At 72.2% G+C, this 19,296-nt stretch carries 17 protein-coding genes; 10 read left to right on the top strand and 7 right to left on the bottom strand.

Features of this window, described 5'->3' with window-relative positions; all coding sequences use genetic code 11:
- Positions 1-398: 398 nt before the first annotated feature.
- On the bottom strand, positions 399-1,088 hold the full coding sequence (locus tag ABT008_RS30060) for a TIGR03089 family protein (protein ID WP_350700634.1): 690 nt from the start codon (positions 1,086-1,088) through the stop codon (positions 399-401).
- A 151-nt stretch (positions 1,089-1,239) separates the two neighbouring features.
- Here ABT008_RS30060 and ABT008_RS30055 point away from each other — a divergent pair, with 151 nt between their 5' ends.
- Together ABT008_RS30055 and ABT008_RS30050 are read left to right on the top strand one after the other, a co-directional pair.
- A complete protein-coding gene (locus ABT008_RS30055; protein ID WP_350700632.1) occupies positions 1,240-2,385 on the top strand; it encodes a glycosyltransferase family 4 protein in 1,146 nt (381 codons plus the stop codon).
- Positions 2,386-2,433: 48 nt separating this feature from the next.
- Positions 2,434-3,525 carry a mannose-1-phosphate guanylyltransferase gene (locus ABT008_RS30050; protein ID WP_350700630.1) on the top strand — a complete coding sequence of 364 codons (1,092 nt, stop codon included), beginning with the start codon at positions 2,434-2,436 and terminating at the stop codon, positions 3,523-3,525.
- Here ABT008_RS30050 and ABT008_RS30045 read toward each other — a convergent pair.
- Positions 3,494-4,108 carry an NUDIX hydrolase gene (locus ABT008_RS30045; protein WP_350700628.1) on the bottom strand — a complete coding sequence of 205 codons (615 nt, stop codon included), beginning with the start codon at positions 4,106-4,108 and terminating at the stop codon, positions 3,494-3,496. The genes ABT008_RS30050 and ABT008_RS30045 overlap by 32 nt on opposite strands.
- Positions 4,109-4,435: 327 nt before the next feature.
- Here ABT008_RS30045 and ABT008_RS30040 point away from each other — a divergent pair, with 327 nt between their 5' ends.
- Complete coding sequence (locus tag ABT008_RS30040; protein WP_350700626.1) at positions 4,436-5,425, top strand: ArsR/SmtB family transcription factor; 990 nt, start codon at positions 4,436-4,438, stop codon at positions 5,423-5,425.
- Positions 5,426-5,498: 73 nt separating this feature from the next.
- Here ABT008_RS30040 and ABT008_RS30035 read toward each other — a convergent pair whose 3' ends face one another.
- Positions 5,499-6,587, bottom strand: coding sequence for a coenzyme F420-0:L-glutamate ligase (locus ABT008_RS30035; RefSeq protein ID WP_350700625.1), 1,089 nt, complete (start codon positions 6,585-6,587; stop codon positions 5,499-5,501).
- On the bottom strand, positions 6,584-7,552 hold the full coding sequence (gene cofD, locus ABT008_RS30030; RefSeq protein ID WP_350700623.1) for a 2-phospho-L-lactate transferase: 969 nt from the start codon (positions 7,550-7,552) through the stop codon (positions 6,584-6,586). The genes ABT008_RS30035 and cofD overlap by 4 nt, the downstream gene beginning before the upstream one ends.
- A gap of 98 nt (positions 7,553-7,650) precedes the next feature.
- On the opposite strand from cofD, the gene ABT008_RS30025 reads away from it, so the two are divergent.
- The 6 genes from ABT008_RS30025 to ABT008_RS30000 all read left to right on the top strand — a co-directional run bounded on the left by ABT008_RS30025 (position 7,651) and on the right by ABT008_RS30000 (position 14,563).
- Positions 7,651-8,667, top strand: coding sequence for a hypothetical protein (locus tag ABT008_RS30025; RefSeq protein WP_350700622.1), 1,017 nt, complete (start codon positions 7,651-7,653; stop codon positions 8,665-8,667).
- Positions 8,668-8,749: 82 nt separating this feature from the next.
- Complete coding sequence (locus ABT008_RS30020; protein WP_350700620.1) at positions 8,750-11,290, top strand: bifunctional FO biosynthesis protein CofGH; 2,541 nt, start codon at positions 8,750-8,752, stop codon at positions 11,288-11,290.
- Between the two features lie 157 nt (positions 11,291-11,447).
- Positions 11,448-11,735, top strand: coding sequence for a hypothetical protein (locus ABT008_RS30015; protein ID WP_350700618.1), 288 nt, complete (start codon positions 11,448-11,450; stop codon positions 11,733-11,735).
- 179 nt (positions 11,736-11,914) lie between these two features.
- The gene (locus ABT008_RS30010; protein ID WP_350700616.1) at positions 11,915-13,309 is read left to right on the top strand and encodes a DUF4331 domain-containing protein; all 1,395 of its coding nucleotides are present in this window, start codon (positions 11,915-11,917) and stop codon (positions 13,307-13,309) included.
- A gap of 252 nt (positions 13,310-13,561) precedes the next feature.
- Entirely contained in the window at positions 13,562-13,858 is a 297-nt protein-coding gene (locus tag ABT008_RS30005) for a phospholipase (RefSeq protein WP_502890526.1), read from the top strand.
- A 447-nt stretch (positions 13,859-14,305) separates the two neighbouring features.
- A complete protein-coding gene (locus ABT008_RS30000) occupies positions 14,306-14,563 on the top strand; it encodes a WhiB family transcriptional regulator (RefSeq protein ID WP_013731688.1) in 258 nt (85 codons plus the stop codon).
- A gap of 76 nt (positions 14,564-14,639) precedes the next feature.
- Here ABT008_RS30000 and ABT008_RS29995 read toward each other — a convergent pair whose 3' ends face one another.
- On the bottom strand, positions 14,640-15,089 hold the full coding sequence (locus tag ABT008_RS29995) for a metallopeptidase family protein (protein WP_117229420.1): 450 nt from the start codon (positions 15,087-15,089) through the stop codon (positions 14,640-14,642).
- Between the two features lie 149 nt (positions 15,090-15,238).
- On the opposite strand from ABT008_RS29995, the gene ABT008_RS29990 reads away from it, so the two are divergent.
- On the top strand, positions 15,239-15,610 hold the full coding sequence (locus ABT008_RS29990; protein ID WP_350700612.1) for a DUF3499 domain-containing protein: 372 nt from the start codon (positions 15,239-15,241) through the stop codon (positions 15,608-15,610).
- 149 nt (positions 15,611-15,759) lie between these two features.
- On the opposite strand, the gene ABT008_RS29985 is transcribed toward ABT008_RS29990, so the two are convergent.
- Entirely contained in the window at positions 15,760-17,139 is a 1,380-nt protein-coding gene (locus ABT008_RS29985) for an NAD(P)/FAD-dependent oxidoreductase (RefSeq protein ID WP_350700609.1), read from the bottom strand.
- A 6-nt stretch (positions 17,140-17,145) separates the two neighbouring features.
- Positions 17,146-18,492: an aspartate aminotransferase family protein gene (locus ABT008_RS29980; protein ID WP_350700607.1), complete on the bottom strand. Its 1,347-nt coding sequence runs from the start codon at positions 18,490-18,492 to the stop codon at positions 17,146-17,148.
- Positions 18,493-19,296: the final 804 nt, after the last annotated feature.

The raw sequence follows: 19,296 nt of genomic DNA, 5'->3' as shown, positions 1-19,296 counted from the left end.
CCACCCCCCACCCCCCGCTCTCGCCCCGTTGATCAAGAGGTTTTCGTCGGGTTCGAGCGGGATTTTGACGCAAACCCCTTGATCAACGAGCTTCCGTGCCCGCCGTGCGCGGCCTGCCCCGTCGATCATGGACTTGTGGTGAGGGTGAAAGGTGTATATCGGGCGAAACGCCAGCCACAACTCCATGATCGACGGAGGGATGTCTCCGTCCCGCCTCTCCGTCGTCGCTGACCGGGGGCGGGCTCCTCTGTCCAGTTCGTGATCACGCTCGATCCAGGATCGAGTGGTCTCGCAGCCACCGGGATGCCACTCGATCCTGGATCGAGCGGGCAGCACACAGTGCGGTGCGGCGTGCGGCGCGACGGCGGGGTGGCGGGGAAGGAAGTCGGGGAAGGGCCTCAGGGGAGGGTGCGGGTGGCCTTCTCGGTGGTGGCTCGGGTGGGTAGGCGGGCGTGGTCGGGGTGGGCGCAGAGGACGGTCGACGCGCGCGCGGTGAGCGGGGCTAGCAGCCAGTCGACCGGGTCGGGCAGGGCGTCCACGTCGATCAGGACCCGCTCGCCCGGGGAGATACCCAGCTCGGTCGCGCGGGCGGTCGCCCGCTCACGCAGCGTGACGTGGTCCGGCCCGCCGGGCGGGTACGCGCCGAAGTGGTCGCCGTGTGCGCGTACCTCGGTGACGAAGTCGGCGAAGCCGGACGGCACCTCCCGCAGCGGCAGCGCGAACGGGTGCAGGGCGAGCGCGTACCGGTCGGCGGCCGACCAGGCTTCCGCCTCGGCGGCCCGGTCTGCGGTGGTGAACAGGACGTCCACGGCACCCGGGCGGTCCGCCACGGTCAGGCCGGCCGACCAGCAGCCGAGCAGCACGGCGGCGGTCTGCCAGTGTGGTGGCAGCAGCACCGCTGCGGTGTCACCGGGGCCGAGCGACAGGTCGTCGACGAGCAGGTTGGCGGTCTTGGCCACCCAGTTCGTCAGCGTGGCGCCGGAGAGTTCGGTGCGCTCGCCGGTCGCGTCGTCGTACCAGGTGAGCAGCGGGCGGGTCGGGTCGGTCGCGATTGCGTCGGGCAGGACGCGGGCAATGTTGTCGGCCATCGGCGCGAACGATACGCCGCCGCCGCCCGTACTCGATGACAGTCACAAGTCGGCGAACCGTCGGGTCGGAGTCAGCGTCCGTACTCGGCACCGGCGTAGGCTTGTCCGAAGTGTTGTTCCCCACAGTCCCGCCACCACAAGGAGTCGCCCCGTGACCGCCGGTCGCCCGCCCCGCGTGCTCATCGACGCCACGAGTGTCCCCGCCGACCGCGGGGGCGTCGGTAGATACGTCGACGGCCTGCTCGGCGCCCTCGGCAAGGTGTGCGGGTCGGCGGTGGAACTGGTCGTGGTCAGTCTCCGCACCGACCTGGACCGCTATCGCCGGATGCTGCCCGGAGCCGAGATCGTCCCCGCTCCCGCCGCCGTCGCGCACCGTCCCGCCCGGCTCGCCTGGGAGCAGACCGGCCTGCCCCTGCTGGCGCAGCAGGTCGGTGCCGAGGTGCTGCACTCGCCCTTCTACACCTGTCCGTTGCGGGCCGGCTGCCCGGTCACGGTGACCCTGCACGACGCCACCTTCTTCACCGAGCCGGAGCACTATGACAAGTCCCGCCGGACGTTCTTCCGCAGCGCGATCAAGACCTCGCTGCGCCGTGCCAACCGGGTGATCGTGCCGAGCAAGGCCACCCGGGACGAGCTGATCCGGCTGCTGGACGCGGACCCGACCCGGATCGACGTGGCCTACCACGGTGTCGACCACGACGCCTTCCACGCCCCCGGCGACGAGGAGAAGGCCCGGGTACGCGCCCGGCTGGGCCTGGGCGGCAGCAGCTACGTGGCCTTCCACGGCGCGAAGGAACCGCGCAAGAACGTGCCGAACCTGATCCGTGGTTGGGCGCGGGCAGTCGCCGACCGGGAGGACCCGCCCGCGCTGGTGATCGCCGGTGGTCAGGGGCACGACGACGACATCGACCGGGCCGCCACCGAGGTGCCGTCGCACCTGCGGCTGTTGCGCCCCGGTTATCTGCGCTACGCCGACCTTCCCGGCTTCCTCGGTGGTGCCCTGGTGGCCGCCTATCCGTCCTACGGGGAGGGTTTCGGTCTGCCGGTGCTGGAGGCGATGGCGTGCGCCGCGCCGGTGCTCACCACGCCCCGCCTGTCGCTGCCCGAGGTGGGCGGCGACGCGGTGGCGTACACCAGTGAGGACCCGGACCAGATCGCCACCGACCTGGCCGCGCTGCTCGACGACGAGCCGCGCCGGTTGTCGCTGGCCAAGGCCGGTTTCGACCGGGCCAAGGAGTTCACCTGGGAGTCGAGCGCCGAGGTGCACATCGCCGCCTGGTCACGGGTGCGGGCCTGACGGTGGCAACCCGGCACCCGGGGCGGGCGGTTCGGGCATGATGTCCTGGTGATCTATGTCGTCATTCCGGCGGGTGGCAGCGGCACAAGGCTGTGGCCGCTGTCCCGCTCCGGCCACCCCAAGTTCCTCCACCCGTTCACCGGCACCCCGGCCTCGTTGCTCCAGGCGACGGTGGAGCGGGCGGCGCCGCTGACCACTCCGGAGCGGACCATGGTGGTCACCGGGGCCGCGCACGCGGCGGCGGTGGCCCGCCAGTTGACCGGTGTCCCCGAGGAGAACATCCTCATCGAGCCGTCGCCGCGCGACTCCTGCGCTGCCATCGCGCTCGCCGCGGCGGTGATCGCGGTCCGGGACCCGGACGCGGTGATGGGATCGTTCGCGGCGGACCACCTCATCGGTCAGCCGGAACGGTGGGTGGAGACGGTCCGGGCGGCGGTCCGTGGGGCGGATCAGGGTCTGCTGATGACCGTTGGCATCACCCCGACCCGGGCGGAGACCGGCTACGGGTACCTCCAGACCGGTGACCCGGTGGGCGACGGTCCGATGCGTCCGGTCGTCGAGTTCAAGGAGAAGCCGAACGCCGAGGTGGCCGAGGCGTACGTCCGATCCGGCCGGTACCTGTGGAACGCCGGCATGTTCGTCTGGCGGGTGTCGGCGTTCCTCGCCGAACTGGCCCGCCAGCAGCCCGCCCTGCACACCGGGGTGACCGCGATCGCGGCGGTGTGGGGCACGCCCGAGCAGGACGACGTGCTCGGTGCGGTCTGGCCGACGCTGCCGAAGATCTCGGTCGACTACGCGGTGATGGAGGGCGCGGCGAGCGCCGGCCGAGTCGCCACGGTGCCGGGCGACTTTCGCTGGAACGACGTGGGTGACTTCCACACCCTCGGCGAGGTGTTGCCGACCGACGACGACGGCAACGTGGTGCTCGGCGGCGACGTCAAGTCCGAGGTGCTGTTGCGCGACAGCAGCGGCTGTGTGGTGGTGCCGCAGTCCGGGCGCATGGTGGCCGGTGTCGGCGTGCATGACCTGATCGTGGTCGACACGCCGGACGCGCTGCTGGTCTGCCCGCGCGGACGCGCCCAGGACGTCAAGGCGATCGTGGACGAGCTCAAGGCACGAGGTGAGGACAAGCTCGTCTGAACGCGGCCAGCCCGGGCGGGATGAGCCGGGCGGTCCCGCCGGCCAGCGGTTGCGGTAGCTGGTCCGGCGGGAACCAGCCGAGCGCCTCGGACTCCGCGCTGACCGTCTCCACCGCGCCGGGCGGGGCGAAGACGGCGAAGCGTACGTCGTGGTGCAGGGACCCGCCCTGGCAGCCGACCTCGTGCACGTCCACGTCGATCGGCACCGGGTCCACCCGCAGGCCGGTGATGCCCGACTCCTCGGTCGCCTCGCGGAGCGCGGCCCCGGCCAGCGTCCGGTCACCCGACTCGCAGTGCCCGCCGAGCTGCACCCAGCGGTGGAACTTGCGGTGCAGGCAGAGCAGTACCCGGGAGCCGGTCGCGTCGAAGAGCAGGGCGCTGGCGGTGACGTGTCCGGCCCGGTGTTCGCGGCTCATCGCGACCGGTCCGGCGGTCAGCAGGTCGAGGGTGCGGTCCCGGGCGGTCGCGGCGTCCGGGCTGGTCGGCGTCCATCCGGTGAGGAGCGCTGACGCGTCGGTGTGCAGTGCGGGCCAGCCGTCCGCCGGGGCCTGCGGGTGCTCGTCGGTTGCATGAGGCGTCGACACGGCCCCTCCTTCCGTCCCGCACAGCGTACGGGCGGGTGGGAGGGGAGTTGCGGGGCGGGACGGCGGACGACCGGGTGGCACCCCTGCGGAAGCGTTGAGCCGCAGACCCTCGTGTGGTGCCGCCCGGCCGCGCCTTACCCGGCCCCCGGACTCCGCAGTGGGGCGTCACGCGGTGCGTGCTGTCCCTGCGGCACGCAGAGCATGGCGGACCCGGGTGCCGGGAGTCGAGGTCTTTTAGCCCACGCTTAACAGACCAAGGCGATGTGTCCCAGGTAAAGTGCCAAGCGTCGCCGGGCGTCCCTCAGTCGGGTGACGGGGAGTCGTTCCATGCTGAAGATCCATTTCTCCGGCGAGGACATCCTCCGGACCAGAGTCGCTCCGGCTGCGGACCCGATCTGGGAAGTGGTGCTGAGCCTGCACCTGCTGCCCGGACGCAGCCGGGACCCACTGCTCGCCGGGTGGCGACGTGAGGTCATGCGCGGCCTGCGCCGGCAGGATGACGCCGACGGGCTGCGGTTGCTGCTGGCGTTGAACCCGCCGCGTGGCTACTTTCCGGACTTCCTCACCCCGTACGAGAGTGTCGGCGGGTTCGAGGCCGGGATGGAGGCGCTGCGGCGTACCCCTGCGACGCTGCTGCACCGCGACCTGAGCCGGCTGGCCAGCGGTCGGAGCCTGCCCACCGGGGCCGATGCCCTGGCCCGGGGTGAGCCGCGGGCGCTGGACGACCTGACCGACGCCATGAGCCGGTACCGCGACCTGGCCCTCGGTCCCTACTGGGAGCGGGTGCAGGCGGCGGTGGACGCCGACCGGAGCCGGCGGGCGCGGGCCATGCTGGACGGCGGCATCGAGGGTCTGCTGACCTCCCTGCGGCCGGGTGTGCGCTGGGAGTCCGGTGTGCTGCACATCCCCGACTATCCGAACAGCCGCGAACTGCACCTGCTGGGGCGGGGGCTGCTGCTGGTGCCGTCGTACTTCTGCGCCAAGACACCGGTGGCGCTGGTCGACCCGGAGTTGCCGCCGGTGCTGGTCTATCCGGTGGACCGGCTGGGCGGGCTGATCGCCGACGAGGCCGACGGAACCGGCACCGGGCACAAGGCGTTGGCCGCGCTGCTCGGCCGAACCCGGGCCGCGGTGCTCGCGGCCACCGACGGTGGGTGCAGCACCGGCGAGCTGGCCCGCCGGTTGCGGATCTCGGCGGCGGCGGCCAGCCAGCACACCACCGTGCTGCGCAACGCCGGCTTGTTGGTGAGCCACCGTGACCGCAACACCGTCCTGCACACCCCCACCCCGCTGGGGCGCGCCCTGCTCAACCCCTGACCGACGGGCCCGGCGTCGGGCCCTCGACCGGCGGGGGCAGCCGTCCCCTGCCCGCAGGACCGGCGGTGGGCCGTCAGAGGGCCAGGGAAGCGGCGGCGGTGGTGGCCGGCGGCGGGGGGAGGAGTTGGGAGGGGACGTGGTGGGCCGCGAGGGCGGTCCGCAGGCGCTGCACGTCGGTGCCGAAACGGACCAGTTGGACCGTGCCGACCGGGGTGGGCGGGGAGCACAGGACCAGGCCGGTGGCGCGGTCCGGCCAGCCGGGCACGGTGGTGACCAGTCCGGCGCGTACGTCGTCGTCGACGACCTGGGTGAACACCGTGCCGGGCGCCACGACGTCGATGACCGAGGCGATCGCCGCGGCGACCACCGCCGGGTCGGGGCGTACCTCGCCGGGGCGGTCCGGCAGGTGTGCGGCCTCGGTCAGCCCGGCCGCCCGGGCCTCGGCGGTGCCGAGCGAGAACAGGTCCATCGACGCGTCCCGCACCAGGACCCGCGCACCGTCGCCGTCGTCGTCCTGCCCGGCGGTCAGATAGCCCCGGACCACCGCGACCGGCATCTGGTCGCACTTGCCCTTGATCAGTTCGCCCGCGCCGGCCAGCTCGTCGACCACGGCCATCTGGGTCAGCACCAGCTCGTTGCCGTACGGGTCGACCTCGCCCCGGTGGTCCCGGATCGCGTCCATCCCGGCCACGCCGAGGGCCACGTCGGTGAGCCCGTTGCGCCACGGCCGACCCATGGTGTCGCTGATGATCACGGCGACGTTCACGCCGTTGCGGGCCCGCAGGCCGGCGCGGAGTGCCCGGGCCGAGGCGTCCGGGTCCTCCGGGAGCAGCACCAGCCGGGTCTTGTCGACGTTCGAGGCGTCGATGCCGGCGGCCGCCATCACGAAGCCGTGCCGGGTCTGCACGATCCGGGTCGGGCCGCGCGACGCCACCACCCGGACCGTCTCCGAGGCCAGCACCTCGTCCCGGGCGGCCTGCCGCTCCGGGCCGTCGGCCGGTACGTCCACCAGCCGCCCCTCCGCCTTCGAGACGATCTTGCTGGTCACCACCAGCACGTCGCCGTCGCGCAGCCAGGGTGCCGCGCCGCCGATCAGCGCCGCCAGGTCGTCACCCTCGGTCACGTGGCCGATGCCCGGCACCGGCAGGATCTCCAGTCTCACGTCAACTCCACCGCGGCGCGGACCATCGCCGCCGTCGCCGCCTCGTCGGTCATCCGCAGCGGCACCGCGCGTACGGTCACGTCCGGCACCTGGGTGCCCGCATCCTCCTCGGCGACCAGCCATCCGTCGAGCAGGCCACCGGTGGCCCGGCTGCCGTACAGCCCGCCGACCCCGGCGGCGGTGCACGGTACGCCGACCACGGAGAGGCACCGGTCCGCCATGCCGCGTACCGGCGCGCCACCGATGATCGGCGACACCCCGACCACCGGTGCCGGACCGCCGGTCAACGCCGCCCGCACGCCCGGTACGGCGAGGATCGGCGCGATGCTGACCACCGGGTTGCTCGGTGCCACCAGCACCACGTCGGCACCGGCGATCGCCTCCGTCACGCCGGGTGCCGGCTTCGCGGCCTCCGCGCCGACGAAGACGAACCGGTGCGTCGGCACCTGGGCGCGGTACCGGATCCACCACTCCTGGAAGTGGATCGCCCGCTGCCCGTCGGCGCCGTCGCCGGCCTCGTCGGGCGGGGTCACCACCACGTGCGTCTCCAGGCGGTCGTCGGTCGCCGGCAGCAGGCGCACGCCGGGCTGCCAGCGGGTCGCCAACGCGTCGGTCACCTGGTGCAGCGGATAACCGGCGTCGAGCATGGTGGTGCGTACCAGATGGGTGGCCAGGTCCTTGTCGCCCAGCCCGAACCAGCTCGGCTCGGCGCCGTACGCGGCCAGCTCGGTCTTGACCGTCCAGCTCTCACCGGTACGACCCCAACCGCGCTCGGGGTCGGCCCCGCCGCCGAGGGTGTACATGACGCTGTCCAGGTCCGGGCAGACCCGGAGCCCGTGCAGGCGCAGATCGTCGCCGACGTTGACCACGGCGGTCACCTCGGCGCCCACCTCACGGGCGTACGCACGCACCCCGAGCAGGAACCGGGCACCCCCGATTCCGCCGGTCAGAACCACGACACGCATCAGCCCATCCTCGCCTACGTGACGCCTCCGACGGCCAGTCGCCCGGGGAGACTAGGCTCACGTCGGCACCTGTCCGCTTTCGCCCCCAGGGAGAGTTCGTGACCAGCCCCGTGGAGCATCCGCCCACCGAACCGACCCCGGCCCGTCAGGCGACCGGGCCGCTTCGGGAACTCGTCGCGATCGTGCTCCTGGGCGCGAACGCCGTCTTCCTCTTCGTCACGCTGATCCGGTTGATCACCCCGCAGGGCGCCTACAGCACGGTGACCGGCCGGGCGGGCAGCGCGTTCTACGGCTTCGTCGGGCTGGAGGCGATCGTCCTGCCACTGCTGGCGGTGCTGCTCGCCACCCACCTGGCCCCGGTGGTCGGCAAGGCGAAGCTGATCACGCAGGTGGCCCTGATCGAGTACGCGGTCAGCGTCGTACTCGGCGGCCTGACGCTGCTGATCTGGACGGTCGGCCGGCTGGCCGAGGCGCAGATCTTCGACGCCCTGACCGGTGTCATCACCCGGGCGGCCTGGGTGGCGTTGTTCGGCGCGGCGGCGTACGTGGTCTGGACCGTCTGGCGGCGGCTCTACCACGTGCCCAAGCCCAAGCAGGAGCCCGGCCTGTACGGCACCCCGCAGCAGGGCTGGGCCCCGCAGGGCAACCCGGGACAGCCCGGCGGCTACCCGGGTGGGTGGCAGCAGCAGCCCGGCCCGGGTGGCGGTTGGGCCGGTGGCGACCAGCCCGGCGGTTACCCCGGCCAGCCGAGCGGTTACCCGGGCGCGGGTCAGCCCGCCGGTTACCCCGGCCAGCCGAGCGGTTACCCGGGCGAGCAGCCGAGCGGATACCCCGGCGGTCAGCCGGGCGGGGACCAGCCGGGCTGGCCGGTGGCGGGCCAGGCACCCGGCGGGCCGCCGTCCGCCCCGCACACCTGGCCGCCGCACGGCCAGCCGGTCGTGCCGCCGCAGCCGCCGGCACCGACCTCTCCGGCGGCGCCACCGTTCGGGCAGCCCCCGTCGGCCGACCCGACCCAGACCATCCCGCGTCAGGGCACCGAGCCGGGCCAGGCGGTGCCGCCGCCGGGCGAGGGCGACCGCACCCAGCGGATCGACCCGGGCGACAAGCCCGCCTGAGAGGCGTTCGACCAGCCGGGCGGCCGGGTGCGGTTGCCCACGTGGGGGGTGTGCGGCCGGCGACAGCGCCTAGGCTGGGCGGATGGTTGATCGCAGCGAGCCTGGGCCTGCGGAGGCGGCCGTCCGGCGGGCCCTGCGCCGGGCCGCCGCCGGCCGGGCGCTCGACGTCGACGAGGCGTCCGCACTGCTGAGCGCCCGCGGCACCGCCCTCACCGAACTGCTCGACGTCGCCGGGGCGATCCGCGACGCCGGCCTGCGGGACGCCGGGCGGCCGGGCGTGGTCACGTACTCGAAGAAGGTCTTCGTGCCGCTGACCCGGCTCTGCCGGGACCGTTGCCACTACTGCACCTTCGCCACGGTGCCGCACCGGCTGCCGGCGGCGTTCCTCGACCGCGATGAGGTGCTCGCCATCGCCCGCGCCGGTGCGGCCCAGGGCTGCAAGGAGGCGCTGTTCACTCTCGGCGACCGGCCGGAGGAGCGCTGGCCGGCGGCCCGGCAGTGGTTGGACGAGCGGGGCTACGAGTCCACCCTGGACTATCTGCGGGCCTGCGCGGTCGCGGTGCTGGAGGAGACCGGCCTGCTGCCGCACCTGAACCCGGGCGTGCTCTCCTGGTCGGAGCTGCAACGGCTCAAGCCGGTCGCGCCCAGCATGGGGATGATGCTGGAGACCACCGCGACGCGCCTCTGGTCGGAGCCGGGCGGCCCGCACTACGGCTCGCCCGACAAGGAACCGGCGGTGCGGTTGCGGGTGCTCGACGACGCCGGCCGGGTCGGCGTTCCGTTCACCACCGGCATCCTGATCGGCATCGGCGAGACGCCCGCCGAACGGGTGGACGCGATCTTCGCCATCCGCCGGGCGCACCGGGAGTACGGCCACCTCCAGGAGGTGATCGTGCAGAACTTCCGCGCCAAGCCGGACACCGCGATGCGCGGGATGCCGGACGCGGAACTGCACGACCTGGCGGCCACCGTCGCGGTGGCCCGGCTGTTGCTCGGCCCGAAGGCCCGCATCCAGGCGCCGCCGAACCTCATCGCCGGTGAGTACGACCTGCTGCTGCGGGCCGGCATCGACGACTGGGGCGGTGTCTCCCCGGTGACCCCGGACCACGTCAACCCGGAACGCCCGTGGCCGCAGCTCGACGAGTTGGCGGAGCGCACCGCTGCAGCCGGATTCGAGCTGCGCGAGCGGCTGACCGTCTACCCGGAGTACGTCCGGGCCGGTGAGCCGTGGCTGGATCCGCGCCTGCTGCCGCACGTCACCGCGTTGGCCGAGCCTTCGACCGGGCTCGCCGTGGAGTCGGCCCGGCCGGTCGGCCGCCCCTGGCAGGAGCCGGACGAGACCTTCGGCGGTCGGACCGACCTGCACGTCGACATCGACCGCACGGGACGGACCGAGGACCGGCGGGGCGACTTCGACCACGTCTACGGGGACTGGTCGGAGGTGGCGGCCAAGGTCGCCGTACCGCCGTCGGAGGCCGGCCCGTCCGGTCGGTCGGTCGCCGCCGGTGCCGGTGACGCCGACCTGCGGGCCGGGCTGCGGCTGGTCGCCGACAACCCGGCGGCGCTGCTCGAACCCCGGCACGCCGACGCCGCGATGGCGCTGTTCGGCGCGGACGGCCCGGCCCTGGACGAACTCTGCCGCCGCGCCGACGACCTGCGCCGGGACGCGGTCGGCGACGACGTCACGTACGTCGTCAACCGCAACATCAACTTCAGCAACGTCTGCTACGTGGGCTGCCGGTTCTGTGCCTTCGCGCAGCGGGAGCGGGACGCCGACGCGTACCGGCTGTCGGTGGAGCAGGTCGCCGACCGGGCGCTCCAGGCGTGGGACGCCGGTGCCGGGGAGGTCTGCATCCAGGGCGGCATCGATCCGAAGCTGCCGGTCACCATCTATGCCGACCTGGTCCGGGCGATCAAGGCGCGGGTGCCCCGGATGCACGTGCACGCCTTCTCCCCGATGGAGATCGCCACCGCCGCCGCGAAGGCCGGGGTGCCGGTGAAGGAGTGGCTGACCGGGTTGCGCGAGGCCGGGCTGGACACCATCCCGGGAACGGCGGCGGAGATCCTCGACGACGAGGTGCGCTGGGTGCTCACCAAGGGCAAACTGCCCACCGCCGCCTGGGTCGAGGTGGTCAGCACCGCCCATGAGCTGGGCATCCGGTCCAGCTCCACGATGATGTACGGCCACGTGGACCATCCCGGGCAGTGGTTGGCGCACTTCCGGGTGCTGGCCGGTGTGCAGGACCGCACCGGCGGGTTCACCGAGTTCGTGGCGCTGCCCTTCGTGCACACCAACGCCCCGATCTATCTGGCCGGTATCGCCCGGCCGGGGCCGACCTGGCGGGAGAACCGGGTGGTGCACGCGATGGCCCGGGTGCTGCTGCACGGGCGGATCGACAACATCCAGTGCTCCTGGGTGAAGCTGGGTGACGAGGGCACGGTGGAGATGCTCCGCAGCGGCTGCAACGACCTGGGCGGCACGTTGATGGAGGAGACCATCTCGCGGATGGCCGGCTCCGGCAACGGTTCGGCGCGGACCGAGGAGCAGTTGCGGGCGATCGCGACGGCGGCCGGGCGGCCAGTGCGTAGGCGTACGACTGCGTACGGTCACGTCAGCGCCTAGCGTCGAACCTTCGCGCGTCCCCGGCCGTACCTGTCGATGCCGGCGGCGGGATCGGCGAGGACCGCCGCCGGCACCTGAGATTCGGGGGCCTGCGCGGTCCGTGCGGCGACCCCCGTCCGTCCTTGCGGGCGCGTGCGCGCCGCCGGAAAGGTTGGCCATGATCACTGAGAGAAGGCGGACGCGGCAGTGGCCGCGACTGACCCGCCGGCAGACGTTGACGGCCGCGGCCAGCGCCACGCTCGGCGCGGCCGCCCTGGCGGTGCCGGGGCTCTCGGCCGCCGGAGACGACGACAAGGGGACTGCGGCCGGCGCGGACGAGACGATCGTGGTGCACCTGCGTGACGCCCGCTCCGGCACCATGGACGTCTTCGTCGGCCAGTCCCGCATCGAGGTGCGCGACCGCGGTCTGGCGGACCGGCTGCGCAAGGCCGCCACACGCCGCTGATCCTGCCCACCCGACCTCCGCCCGCCACGCCGGGCGTCCCCGACCGCCGCGCCCGTCACCGGCGCGCAGCGGTCACCCGCCGCCGCCGTACGGGCGGTCGCGTACTCCGGTCCGGCGCGGGCTCTCGGCGCCCGGCCGTCCATCCAATGCACACTTTCGCCCAGTGAGGTGGGTTCGTCATGTCTTCACACCGCGAGGCGCCGGAGATCGCCAAGGATCCGGTCGCCGATTCGTCGGACCTGTACGCCTTCGTCACGCCGGACCGTCCGGACACGGTGACGCTGATCGCCAACTACGTGCCGTTGCAACTGCCCTCCGGGGGGCCGAACTTCTTCGAGTTCGGCGACGACGTGCGCTACGAGATCCACATCGACAACAACGGTGACGGTCAGCCGGACGTCACCTACCGTTTCGAATTCACCACCGAAATCACGAACGCGAACAGTTTTCTCTACAACACCGGGCCGATCGATTCGCTGGACAGCGAGAACTGGAACCGGCGGCAGTTCTACAGCCTGACCCGGATCGCCGGTGGGCGGGAACAGCGGCTGGCGCGCAAGCTCCCCTGCCCGCCGTGCAACGTCGGCCCGCTCTCCACCCCGAAGTACGGCGATCTGGTCCGCCAGGCCACCTTCTCGCTCTCCACCGGGGAGAAGGTCTTCGCCGGACAGCGCGCCGACGGGTTCTTCGTCGACCTCGGGGCGATCTTCGACCTCGGCACGCTGCGCCCGTTCCAGCAGTTGCACGTGGCCGGGAAGAAGATCTTCCAGGAGCCCGGCCAGCCGGTGAACGCCACCGACCGGCTCAACGTGCACAGCCTGGCCATCCAGGTGCCGCTGGATCGGGTGCGCCGCAAGGCGAACCGGTACCACTGGCAGGAGCCCGCCTCGGTGATCGGGGTCTGGACCTCGGCGTCGCGCCGCCAGGTGCGGGTGCTCGGCGACAAGGTGGCGGCCGACACGAGCACCGGGCCGTTCACCCAGGTGTCCAGGCTGGGTAACCCACTGTTCAACGAGGTCATCGTGCCGATGGCACAGAAGGACCTGTGGAACACCCTGCCGCCGTCGGAGGACAAGCGGTTCGCCCAGTTCGTCGAGCGACCCGAGTTGGCGGCCCTGCTGCCGGTGCTCTACCCGGACGTCTTCCCGAACCTGGACAAGCTGAACAAGTCCGAGAAGGCGCGGGCGGACCTGGTCGCCATCCTGCTCACCGGTGTCCCGGAGGGGCTGATCGACGGCTTCACCAACGCCACCGGCGAGGTACAGGCCGACATGCTCCGGCTGAACACCGCGATCCCGCCGGCCCGCCGCCCGAACCGCAACGGCGTACTCGCCGGTGACCTGGCCGGCTTCCCCAACGGTCGGCGGGTCACCGACGACGTGGTGACGATCGCCCTGCGCGCCATCGCGGGCCTGACGGTGCCGCTGGTGGACCGGAAGTTCCAGCCGGACGAGGCGGCCGCCGCGGTGGCCCCGGGGTTGAGCGCCGCCGACGTGACCGCGCCCTTCCTGCGCAACTTCCCCTTCCTCGGTACGCCGTACGACGGCTTCAACAACCCGGGAGTGTCGTCATGAGCGAGCGAGTCATCGGTGCAGTCGGGTCTCGTGCCGGAGCGGAGCGGAGTGTCGGCATGAGTGAGCGCAGCGAGCGAATCATCGGTGCAGTCGGGTCTCGTGCCGGCGCGGAGCGGAGCGGAGTGTCGGCATGAGTGAGCGCAGCGAGCGAGTCATCGGTGCAGTCGGGTCTCGTGCCGGCGCGGAGCGAAGCGGAGTGTCGGCATGAGTGGGCATGTGCACACATACGGTCCGACGGGGACCGGCACTGTTGTGCTTGACCTGGGCGGGGACACCGGCGCCCTGATCGTGCACACCGGACGCCACCTGCTCGGCCGGGAGATCGAGGTCAGCCGGCCGGACCACGACGGCGAGCCGCGGACCCACTCCGCCGTACGCGAGCGGCAGGTCCTGGACGGCATCTTCCACAGTGCGGTCTACCCGGACCTACCGGCAGGTACCTATACCGTCTGGTGGGACGACGATACGCCGGCCGGGGCGGTCCGGGTGGCCGGTGGAGTGGTCACCGAATTCACCTGGCCCACCAGCCCTTCCGGGTCCTCTGACTGACGACTCAGGCTTCCGCGCGACCGCGCCCCGTCCACGATGTGGACGGGGCGCGGTCGTCGTCTGCCCGGTCGATGGGCGGTCTCGGCGAAGTCGGGCTAACCTTGCGGGTCAAGATCAAACGATCTTGACGGGTGGCCTTCCGAAGGCCGGCGCGGGGCGAGATCACCCCTGTCTCGGGTCGCGCGCCACGGGAGAAAACTCGGGCAACTCGCCGGAGAGGGCGTTACTCGGCCGGGGTCTGAATCGATAGGGCAGGGCGAGACCGGGTGCGTGTCGGGAGGGCGACTCCATTATCAAGTTTGGCTTGACGCCGCACGCATTACACGCGTGTAATTTGAATGGGGTTGTTCGCACGAACCGCAGCAAACGGGACCGGACGGACAAGCACGCCTTTCGCGTGGGGGGTTGCAGCGGCGATGGCGCCGGTGCGCGACAAGGAGGCAATTGATGGACGGCCAGCTCGAGGCGGCCGACCTGCTCGGAAACGCGCCGGAGTGGCAGGAGCGAGCGCTCTGCTCGCAGACCGACCCGGAGGCGTTCTTTCCCGAGAAGGGCGGCTCGACCCGCGAAGCGAAGCGCATCTGCTCGCGGTGCGAGGTCAAGACCGAATGCCTCGAATACGCTCTCGGCCACGACGAGCGGTTCGGGATCTGGGGTGGGCTCTCCGAGCGTGAGCGGCGCAAGCTCAAGCGGCGAGCAGCCTGAGTCGTCGGGAAGGGACGGTCGGGGGACGTCCCGCCCCGGGGATGACGACGCGCCGTGGGGGGTCACGGCGATCGGGTCAGGCCAACTCGTCCGGGTCGACGCCGAGCAGGTTCGCCACCTGCTCGATGATCACGTCGTGCACCAGGTCGGCGAGATCCTCGCGGTCCATGGCCCGGAACTCCAGCGGACGCCGGTACAACACGATGCGGGGTGGTACCTCCTGGCGTCCCGGCCGACCCGGCAGCAGCCGGGCCAACGGCACCTCGCCGTCCTCCAGCACGTCGGTGTCATAGACGTTGAGGTCCGGCGGGACGTCCTCGACAGCGAACTCCACCCCGGCGAGTTCCTTGGCGAAGCGACGCTCCAGCGTCTCGACGGTGTCCAGCACCAGATCGTCGAAGATCTCCGCCTTCGTACGCGCCAACGGCACGGTGGCCGGCACCAGCCGCCCGCGCAGACCGCGCCCGTGCCGGTCGCGGTGCGCCCGCCGGCCGGGGCCGGGGCGGCGGTTCTCCGGACTCGTCATGAGCCAAAGGGTAGCCGCCATCGCGCCCCTGCCCGCAGCAGCGCCGGTACCTGGCGCGCCGTGCCCCGAGCCGAAATGTGATCACCAAGACGGGCGTGTCGTAACGCGAACCGGTGCGCCGGACCCGGTAATGGGGATACCCTGCGCCCGTGAGGTCACCACGGCGCTGCTCCCGTAACGGCTGCCCCCGGCAAGCGGTCGCCACGCTGACCTATGTCTACAACGAGTCGACGGCCGTGGTGGGTCCGCTCGCCGCCTTCGCCGAACCGCACACGTACGACCTGTGTGAGCCGCACGCCCGCAGCCTGACCGCCCCGCGTGGCTGGGAGGTGGTCCGGCACGAGGGCGAGTTCGAGCCCCCGCCGCCCACCACCGACGACCTGGTCGCGCTCGCCGAGGCGGTCCGCGAAGCAGCCCGCCCGGCCCCCCGTCCGCCACAGGACGACCAGGCCCAGCAGGCCTCACCCCCCACCACCTCGTCCCGCCGAGGCCACCTCCGCGTAATCCCCCCCACGCACTAACCCCCCACCCCACCCCACCCCACCCCCACGCGCTCGCCGCGCGCCCGCGCCCGGCCGCGTTGATCAAGAAGTTTGCGTCGATTCCTGGCGCCTGGGCCGACCAAACTTCTTGATCAACGCGGCCGGGCGGGGCGGGGCGGGGGAGGGAGTCAGTGGCCTAGGAGGCGGGAGAAGGTGGCGGCGCGGCGGGATGCACGGCCGGTACGGGACTCGCGTTCGTCGGCGGAGAGCATCAGGCGGAGGCCGGCGTTGACCGCGAGCCAACGTAGGGGCTCCGGCTCCCAGCGGGGCGAGCGGTGGTTGACCCAGGGCAGGCGGGTCAGCTCGGTCGGTTCGTTCCGGATCAGGTCGGCCAGCGTGCGACCGGCCAGGTTGCTGGTGCCCACCCCGTCGCCGACGTACCCGCCGGCCCAGCCCAGCCCGTCGGCACGGTGGTAGCCGACCGAGGCCGACCAGTCCCGGGCCACCCCGAGCGGGCCGCCCCAGGTGTGCGTGACCGGCACCTCCGGGCCGAGCGCCGGGAAGAGGTCGCCGAGCGTACGCCGGAGTGCGGCGAAGACCCGTGGCTCCCGGTCGTAGTCGGCGCGGACCCGCGAGCCGAAGTGGTACGGGGCACCCCGCCCGCCGAAGGCGAGCCGGCCGTCGGCGGTGCGTTGGCCGTAGATGATGACGTGCCGGTGGTCGGAGAACGTCTCCCGCTCGGCCAGCCCGATCTCGGCCCACGTCTCGTCGGGCAGCGGCTCGGTGGCGATCATCAGTGAGTAGACCGGAGCGAGGGCCCGCCGGTGCCCGGTCAGCCCCGGCGTGTAACCCTCGATCGCCCGGATCACCACCGGGGCGCGTACGGTGCCGGCCGGGGTGACCGCCGCGCGGGGCCGGATCTCGGTGACCGGGGTGCGTTCGTGGATCGTCACGCCCCTGCGCTCCACGGCGCGGGCCAGGCCGCGGACCAGTCGCGCCGGGTGCACGGCCGCGCAGTGCGGCGTGTAGGTGGCGGCGCGTACCCCGCTGGCACCGCACCGGGCCACGGCCTCGGCCGGGCCGAGCAGGTCCAGGTCCTCCGGACCGAAGCCGAACTCCCGCGCCTCCGCCACCGCAGCCTTGGCCCGCTGCACCTGCGGTGCGCTGCGGGCCAACACCACCGTGCCACCGTACGACCAATGGCAGTCGATGCCCTCGGCGGCGACCACCCGGCCGACCTCGCGGACCGTGTCGTGCATGGCGTGCTGCATGGCGATCGCGGCGTCCCGGCCGTGCCGCCGGGCCAGCCCGGTGAGCGAGGTCGGCAGCAACGCGGAGCACCAGCCGCCGTTACGCCCGGAGGCGCCGAAGCCGGCCACCTGGCGTTCCAGGACCACGATCCGCAGGGCCGGCTCGGCCTCGGCGAGGTAGTACGCCGTCCACAGCCCGGTGTACCCCGCGCCCACGATGACCACGTCGGCGACGGTGTCACCGGCCAACGGCGGACGCGGGGTCAACGGCTCGTCCACGGTGGACAGCCAGTACGACAGGTCCCGGTAGGCCACCACCGCCTCCTAGAGTTTGGTCCAGGCCTCGGTGAGTACGCCCCGCAGGATCTGCTCGATCTCGTCGAACTGCTGCTGCCCGGCGATCAGCGGCGGGGCGAGCTGCACCACCGGGTCGCCCCGGTCGTCGGCCCGGCAGTAGAGCCCGGCGGAGAACAACGCGCTGGACAGGAAGCCGCGCAGCAGTCGCTCGGACTCGGCCTCGTCGAAGGTCTCCCGGGTGTTCTTGTCCTTGACCAACTCGATGCCGTAGAAGTAGCCGTCGCCCCGGACGTCGCCGACGATCGGCAGGTCGTGCAGCTTCTCCAGGGTCGACCGGAAGGCCGCCTCGTTGGCGCGTACGTGCCCGACGAGGTCCTCCCGGGCGAAGACCTCCAGGTTGGCCAGGGCCACCGCGCAGGAGACCGGGTGTCCGCCGAAGGTCACCCCGTGGGCGAACATGCCGGTCTCGGTGAGGAACGGCTCCATCAGCCGGTCGCTGGCGATCATCGCGCCGAGTGGGGCGTACCCCGAGGTGATGCCCTTGGCGGTGGTGATGATGTCCGGCTGGTAGCCGTAGCGGGTCGCGCCGAAGTACTCGCCGAGCCGGCCCCACGAGCAGATCACCTCGTCGCTGACCAGCAACACGTCGTACGCGTCGCAGATCTCGCGGACCCGCTCGAAGTACCCGGGCGGCGGCGGGAAACAGCCGCCCGAGTTCTGCACCGGCTCCAGGAAGACCGCCGCGACGGTGTCCGGCCCCTCCCGCTCGATGGCCCGCCCGATCTCGTCGGCGGCCCAGCGACCGAACGCCACCGGATCGTCGCCGTGCTCCGGAGCCCGGTAGAAGTTGGTGTTCGGCACCTTGATCCCGCCCGGCACCAGCGGCTCGAAGTCCGTCTTGATGCCCGGCAGCCCGGTGATCGACAGAGCGCCCATGGAGGTGCCGTGATAGGCGATGTACCGGCTGACCACCTTGTGCTTGGTGGGCTTGCCGACCCGCTTGAAGTACGCCCGGGACAGCTTCCAGGCCGCCTCGACCGCCTCCGAGCCACCCGTGGTGAAGAAGACCCGGTTCAGGTCGCCCGGCGCCAACTCCGAGATCCGCTCGGCCAGCTCCACAGCGGTCGGGTGGGCGTACGACCAGAGCGGGAAGTACGCCAGCTCCCCGGCCTGCTTGGCGGCGGCCTCGGCCAGCTCGGTGCGACCGTGGCCCGCGTTGACCACGAAGAGCCCGGCCAGGCCGTCCAGGTAGCGGCGACCCTCCGAGTCCCAGACGTACGCGCCCTCGCCGCGCACGATGGTCGGTACCTCACCGGCGGAGTAGCTCGCCATCCGGGTGAAATGCATCCAGAGGTGGTCGGTGGCGTTCGCCATGTCAGCCCCATCGGGTCTCGGGCCGGTCAGGGTTTCACCGGCCGCTCTGCTCACGGTTATCCCACAGCCCACCGCCGCGAGGCAAGTGCAATCGGTTGAACTTGCGCCTCAAAGCAACGGATTTAGCGAGCTTATCCGACGTAGTGCAACGGAATCCGCATCGCCGCCGCCCGGCGGCGTCCTCCTGCGGGCCCGGCTCGTCAGCTCGTCAGTTGGTCGAGACTCGCTGCTCCCGCGCCAGTTCGTCGGGCCTTCGGCGTTCGGGCGTTCCGGCGTTCCCGCGCCAGTTCGTCGGGTCCCGCTGATCTCCGCGCGCGCCAGTTCGCGATCGGCGTTGCCCGGCTTGCCGGGGTCATCTCTCGGTCGCCTTCGCCCTGCTTCAACCACCGCAACGGTTTTCGCTCGGCAGCAGTGCGCTGGTTGAAGCAGAGCAAAGGCGGCTGGAAGGGGTTGGGTGCCCTCTCGGAGTCGGTCGTCGGCGGCTGGTGAGGGTCGGATCCCCGCAGCTCGGACCTCGGGGGCTCGGACCCGGCGGCTGGTGAGGGTCGGACCCCCGTTGGCTCGGGCTTCCGGCGGCTCGGACCTCGGCGGCTCGGGCTTCCGGCGCTCGGACCTCCGGCGCTCGGCCTCCTGGCAAGCAGCGCCTGGTGTCTCGGGCAGGCGGTGCCTCGCTGTCGATCGCTCAAGATCTTGGACAGTTTCCGTTTCGTGCTAACTGTCCTGTCCCGGTACATGTGTCAAGGGGAAGTCCCGATAGATGTGTCATGAGTTGCTGATCATGATGCTCGGGTGAGGCTGATGTAG

Origin of the sequence: Micromonospora sp. NPDC002389 (assembly GCF_040296095.1) — a bacterium.
Lineage (GTDB): Bacteria > Actinomycetota > Actinomycetes > Mycobacteriales > Micromonosporaceae > Micromonospora.
Note: the sequence above shows the minus strand (reverse complement) of the source record. Positions and strands in the feature narration are given on the sequence as shown.